4 protein-coding genes and 6 tRNA genes are annotated in these 6153 nt (G+C 31.8%); all 10 read right to left on the bottom strand.

The features are described 5' to 3' along the window. Positions 1-1248: glutamine--fructose-6-phosphate transaminase (isomerizing) (glmS, locus tag ACI3VO_RS03795; protein ID WP_439756645.1), on the bottom strand; the 1248-nt coding region annotated here is incomplete at its 3' end. Positions 1249-1699: 451 nt separating this feature from the next. Then, on the bottom strand, positions 1700-3046 hold the full coding sequence (gene glmM / locus ACI3VO_RS03790) for a phosphoglucosamine mutase (protein ID WP_439756644.1): 1347 nt from the start codon (positions 3044-3046) through the stop codon (positions 1700-1702). 280 nt (positions 3047-3326) lie between these two features. Continuing rightward, positions 3327-4511 carry a CdaR family protein gene (locus tag ACI3VO_RS03785; protein WP_439756643.1) on the bottom strand — a complete coding sequence of 395 codons (1185 nt, stop codon included), beginning with the start codon at positions 4509-4511 and terminating at the stop codon, positions 3327-3329. Next, complete coding sequence (gene cdaA, locus ACI3VO_RS03780) at positions 4508-5350, bottom strand: diadenylate cyclase CdaA (RefSeq protein ID WP_439756642.1); 843 nt, start codon at positions 5348-5350, stop codon at positions 4508-4510. Before cdaA ends, ACI3VO_RS03785 begins: the two co-directional genes overlap by 4 nt. 249 nt (positions 5351-5599) lie before the next feature. After that, positions 5600-5676, bottom strand: a tRNA-Arg gene (locus ACI3VO_RS03775). A gap of 8 nt (positions 5677-5684) precedes the next feature. Then, positions 5685-5759 (bottom strand) — tRNA-Gly (locus tag ACI3VO_RS03770). Positions 5760-5765: 6 nt separating this feature from the next. Beyond that, positions 5766-5842 (bottom strand) — tRNA-Asp (locus ACI3VO_RS03765). A 5-nt stretch (positions 5843-5847) separates the two neighbouring features. Beyond that, positions 5848-5923: transfer RNA gene (locus ACI3VO_RS03760), tRNA-Val, on the bottom strand. Between the two features lie 6 nt (positions 5924-5929). After that, positions 5930-6004 (bottom strand) — tRNA-Glu (locus tag ACI3VO_RS03755). Between the two features lie 7 nt (positions 6005-6011). Continuing rightward, positions 6012-6087, bottom strand: a tRNA-Met gene (locus ACI3VO_RS03750). Positions 6088-6153: the final 66 nt, after the last annotated feature.

Here is a 6153-nt window from a genome sequence, read left to right as displayed (position 1 = left end):
AGTAAGCATAGTAAGTAAGGTTACTTGACAAGTGTAAGCTTTTGTAGAAGCAACTGCTATTTCTGGACCAGCCCAAGTATATAATGTGTAGTCTGATTCTCTAGCTATTGAAGAACCAACAACGTTAGCTATTGATAAAACTGTAGCTCCTTTTGCTTTAGCTTCTCTTAAAACAGAAAGTGTATCAGCAGTTTCACCAGATTGACTAGCTAATATAACTAGTGTATTTTCATCTATAAATGGATCGCTGTATCTAAATTCTGAAGCTATGTCAGTTACTACAGGAACCTTTAAGAATCTTTGTACTGCATGAGCTCCAACAAGTCCTGCATTATAAGCAGTACCACAAGCTACTATATAGATTTTATTTATTTTGTCTAATTGTTCTTTAGTTATATCTATATCGTCTAATTTGATTTCACCATTTTCATCTAATCTTCTCATTAGAGTATTTTTAGTACCTTCTGGTTGTTCATATATTTCTTTTATCATGAAATGGTCGTATCCGCCTTTAGATGCTGCTTCAACGTCCCAAGTTATTTCGTTTACTTTTTTGTCTACTACTTCTCTGTTTTCGTTTAAAACTTCAACCTTATCTGCTGTTATGTGAACATATTCACCATTTTCTAAGTAGTAAACCTTTCTTGTGTATTTTAATACTGCAGGTATATCAGATGCTATGAAGTTTTCTCCTTCGCCTAATCCAACTATTAATGGACTGTCTTTTCTAACTGCTACTAATTCTTTATCATTATCTGTGCATATAACACCTAATGCATAAGCTCCTCTGAATCTAGCTGTAGCTTTGTAAACTGCATCTAAAAGATCTCCTTGGTAATATTTGCTTATCATATGAGCCGCTACTTCTGTATCTGTTTGAGATTTAAAATTATATCCCTCAGCTTGTAATTCAGCTCTTAATTCTAAGTAGTTTTCTATTATACCATTGTGAACTACTGCTATAGTTTGATCTTCATTAAAATGAGGATGTGCATTTTCGTCTGATGGTACACCATGAGTAGCCCATCTTGTATGACCTATACCTAAATGCCCTTCTATTGGAGATTTTTGTAAATCTTCAGCAAGTACAGCTAATCTACCTTGGAATTTTCTAATTTCTAAGTTATCTTTTCCATTGTTTACTGCTACACCTGCAGAGTCATATCCTCTGTACTCTAATTTTGATAGTCCATCGACTAAAACATCTGTTGCTTGTCTGTTACCTAAGTATCCTACTATTCCACACATAATTTGTGTCCTCCTAAAAAATATTAATTTATATATTTTTAAGATTCGGGTCAATCCACATGGGTTTCCTTTTGTTTAATGAGATTACTCTCATACTTTGTAGAAATCCTTCGATGGTGGCACACCGCAGAGCATCCGCCGATATTTCGATTAACTCTGACCTCGTCAACTTAATTAAAAAATTAAGTTCTGGCGCTTAAGTAAATCCTAGTTTTATTCTAGTATTTACAATTAACTTAAGATATATTCCTATGCTGTCATAAACATAATATTTTTCAGACTTGATATCAATTATTCAGTTGTGAATATAAACATGGGGAATAAAACTGCAATAAAACCGCAGTTTTACACCCTATTTTTATCAATTATTAAAATTTATGCAAATATTATTTAATGACTAGCATATTTACCTATTTAATCTAAAATATATTTTTTATTTTTAATAGTTTTCTTAAGCTAATTTTTCTTTAATAAGATCTGCTAACCCTTGAGCTAACTCTCTTATTTGACCTTCATCTTTACCCTCTAACATAACTCTTACTAATGGTTGTGTACCAGATGGTCTTATTAAGACTCTACCTGTACCATCCATAAGCTTTTCAAGTCTTTCTATCTCAGCTCTTACATCTTCATTTTCCATGTATTTATTTTTTACTTCATTTTTGACTTCCACGTTTATTAAAACTTGTGGGTAAGTTGTCATTAGAGCTGATAACTCTGATAAAGTTTTGCCTTCTTCTTTTACAATTTTAGAAACGATTAATGAACTCAATGTTCCGTCTCCAGTAGTATTATAATCTAGGAAAATCATATGTCCTGATTGTTCTCCTCCTAAATTATATCCATGTTTTTTCATTTCTTCTATTACATATCTATCTCCAACATCTGTAACAGCTAATTTTATACCATATTCCTTAGCTGCGACGTGAAGTCCCATATTACTCATTGTAGTTACTACTAATGTATTGTCAGCTAGTTTATTTTTATTTTTAAGATAAACAGCCCCTAAAACCATTATATGATCTCCATCTACAATTGCGCCTGTCTCATCTACTGCAATTAATCTGTCAGCATCTCCATCGTATGCAAGACCTAAATCAGCTTTATTTTCTACAACGGCTTTTTGAAGTCCTTCTGGATGAGTTGAACCACATTTGTCGTTTATATTTTTACCATTAGGAGTAGTATTTATATCTATTACTTCAGCTCCTAATTCCTTGAAAACCGCTGGTGCAACCTTATAAGATGCTCCATTTGCGCAATCTAATACTACTTTTAATCCAGTTAAATCTGCATTTACTATAGATTTTAAATAATCTACATAGTCACTTGTTGCTGTATGCTTGTGAATTTTTACACCAACTTTTTCACCTATAGGATTATAATCTATTTCTTCTATATTATCAATATATTTTTCTATTTTTAATTCTATTTCATCGTCTAGTTTAAATCCATCTTTGTTGAAGAATTTGATACCATTGTCTTCCATAGGGTTGTGTGATGCTGATATTACAACACCACAGTCAGCTCCATATTTTCTAGTTAAATATGCAACTCCTGGTGTAGGTATTACTCCAACTGTTATTACATCACATCCAACAGACATTAAACCAGCTATTAATGCTGCTTCTAGCATGTCTCCTGATTGTCTTGTATCCTTACCTACAACTACTTTTACTTTATATTCTGTATTAGTTAGAACATATCCTCCTGCTCTACCTAATTTATACGCTAAATCACAAGTAAGCTCTTTATTAGCTACTCCTCTTACTCCATCAGTTCCAAAATACTTTCTCATAAAAAGTCTCCTTCCAAAATGAAAACCTTAATAGTTATTATATCAATAAAATTTAAAAATCTTTCTTACAAATTATTAATATCTATTCTCATATTTAATAAAATTCATATTCTTATATAATAGACATTTCAAGCGATTTTGTTCAAAATCGTAAAATTGTCATAGAATTATTTTAATACTTATAAAGAAAAAAGACAATAGATAAGTTACCTATTGTCTTTTATTTGTTACTTTTTATATTTAATTATCAATTAATATATTTGTTTTTTAACATTTAATCTTATTTCGATGTAACGTAGCTTGGGTCAATAGATATGCTCTTGACCTCTGCATCTCTGTAAACAATCGGATATTGTTTGTTAGAACTAAAGCCTTCCTTTAAATCTATATATAATTTTAAATTATCTTTAGATATTTTTTGTGAATTCTGAGCGTATTTTAAAGTAACTTTTATAGTATTTGGAATATCAAAATTATCAAGTGATATATTTTCATCACTGTTGTTTAGTAAACTAAGTTCATTTCCAGAATATGTAAATGTGTCTACTAAACTGCTTTCACTTGACATATTTATAGTTACACTATCTTTATCACAAGTAACTCCTTCTGGTAGTTGTAATTTTATTTCTTTACTATTTGATTCAAAATCATTGATATCAATAGTATTTGTATTTATAGAGTCTATATTATCTATGTCAGCACTTTTACCTTTTATAGTTATAACATCAGGTGACAAAGTAAAGTCTTGACCTTCAACTAAATCTGAACTTGAATTACTAAATACAGGATTTACCTTAACTTCTTTTTGCTTTAAAAAAGATATTTGTGCACTAACTGTGTCAAACTCTAAATTTACATCGCTTACTTTTTTCTTATTAGAATCCAATGCCTCTAATGTTAGATCTGCTGTGTAAGCACTAGAATATTCCTTATCAGCAGTAAAACTTGCTTGTATATATTTTACAGATTCTATTCTACTTCTAGGACCTGAAATTTTTACTTTTTCATTTTGTAACTTAACAGTATCTATATTATCTGCATATTTTCCAGTTATATTTACTGTTATATCTCTTTCTTCTTCTATTACTTTTTCTAAATTTATAACAATAGTATCTGATTTAAAATCTGTCGTAACCTTGTCACTAGCACTTGCTCTTAGATACAATTGATTTTGCCCCTCTATTGGATGATTTACAGTACCGTAGACATTTATATTTTCTGCGGTTATCTTTTGTAAATCCGATAAATTACCCTTAACATACACAGATGCAACTAACTCCTCATCTGGGTCTACAACTAAATCTAAATCATTTATTTCATTTAAATTAGTTATAGTAATAGGTATATCTTCGTATAACTTTGTATCTTCTGGATCTACAACAGCCATGACATACATCCAAAGTACAATTGCACTTAACAAAGCTATCATTTTTATTTTTAAATTTTTGTTTAATCTTTCTATCATTTAAATATACCACCTTTAAATAAAGTTTTTTCAGTTGAACTTTTTCTCAAATTGTTTTTAAGAATATTTGACATTCTCTCTTTAGCGATATTTCTATATAGCTTACCTGATTTTGCAATTGAAACTTCTCCAGTTTCCTCTGAAACAATCAAAGTCAAACAATCCGAAACCTCACTAATTCCAACACCTGCTCTATGTCTAGTCCCTAAGTCCTTTGTCAAATCTTTACTTTGGCTTAATGGAAGAAAACAAGCCGCAGCCTTTATCTTATAATCTCTGATAACAACTGCTCCATCATGCAGTGGCGTATTTGGTATAAATATATTTATCAATAATTGTCTCGAAACATCTCCGTCTATAGTCGTCCCTGTGTTGATTATATCTGATATCTTAGTTTCTCTTTCCATAATTATAAGAGCCCCTATTTTTTGTCTAGAAAGAGAATATAATGTTTCTACTATTTCTTCTATCATTTTATTAAGCTCTAAATCTTCTTCTTTTTTATTATTTTTTTCAAATAATTTAAAATTAGCTCTACCTATGTACTCAAATCCTGCTCTCAATTCAGGTTGGAATATTATACAGACAGCTATAACCCCTACCTCTATAGCATTTACTAAAATCCAATATAGAGTATGTAACTTAAATAAATCACTTATTTGCGTCGCTAATAGTAAAATTACTATTCCTTTAAAAACTTGCTCTGCTCTAGTATCCTTTATAAACATATATATTTTATAAAAAATATAGGCAACTATTGCTATATCTACAACATCATATATGCTCATTTTTAATATTATACTAATAAAACTATTAAAAAAATTATTTAAATCGGACATCACATCATCCTCCTATTTAATTAGTTTTTTTATATCATATACTTATTTCTATCTTTTAACTTTTCACTTTGTATTATACTATATTAATCTAACTATATACAAATTATACACAATTTTGTAAGAAAAACTTTAAAATAAAATTTATAATTTATATATTAAACACTCAACCAAATAACAACATTATTATATAAGGATTATAATTTGTTTTTAAGCAAAAAAAAAGTTTCACTAATGTGAAACTTTTCCGATTGGTGAGCGCACAGGGATTCGAACCCCGGACACACGCCTTAGAAGGGCGTTGCTCTATCCAGCTGAGCTATGCACCCACATATTTTGGAGCGGGAAACGAGATTCGAACTCGCGACTTCAACCTTGGCAAGGTTGCGCTCTACCACTGAACTATTCCCGCTAATTATGGCGACCTGGAAGGGACTCGAACCCTCGACCTCCAGCGTGACAGGCTGGCATTCTAACCAGCTGAACTACCAGGCCGCATATGGTGGGACCAACAGGGCTCGAACCTGTGACCCCCTGCTTGTAAGGCAGGTGCTCTCCCAGCTGAGCTATGATCCCATTTATTGGTGACTCATAGGGGAATTGAACCCCTGTTACCGCCGTGAAAGGGCGGTGTCTTAACCTCTTGACCAATGAGCCATATTACTGGTTGCGGAGGGAGGACTTGAACCTCCGACCTTCGGGTTATGAGCCCGACGAGCTACCAACTGCTCCACTCCGCGATATTATACTTATATGGTGCCGAAGACCGGAATCGAACCGGTACGAGAGGTTAAGTCTCGCAGGAT

The organism is Intestinibacter sp. (assembly GCF_051866655.1).
In the GTDB taxonomy this organism is placed as follows: domain Bacteria; phylum Bacillota; class Clostridia; order Peptostreptococcales; family Peptostreptococcaceae; genus Intestinibacter.
Note: the sequence above shows the minus strand (reverse complement) of the source record. Positions and strands in the feature narration are given on the sequence as shown.

What these genes read in the sequence shown, in the direction of transcription:
- cdaA (WP_439756642.1), bottom strand. Translation starts at nt 5,350, where the DNA reads ATGTCCGATTTAAATAATTTTTTTAATAGTTTTATTAGTATAATATTA.
- glmM (WP_439756644.1), bottom strand. Translation starts at nt 3,046, where the DNA reads ATGAGAAAGTATTTTGGAACTGATGGAGTAAGAGGAGTAGCTAATAAA.
- ACI3VO_RS03785 (WP_439756643.1), bottom strand. Translation starts at nt 4,511, where the DNA reads ATGATAGAAAGATTAAACAAAAATTTAAAAATAAAAATGATAGCTTTG.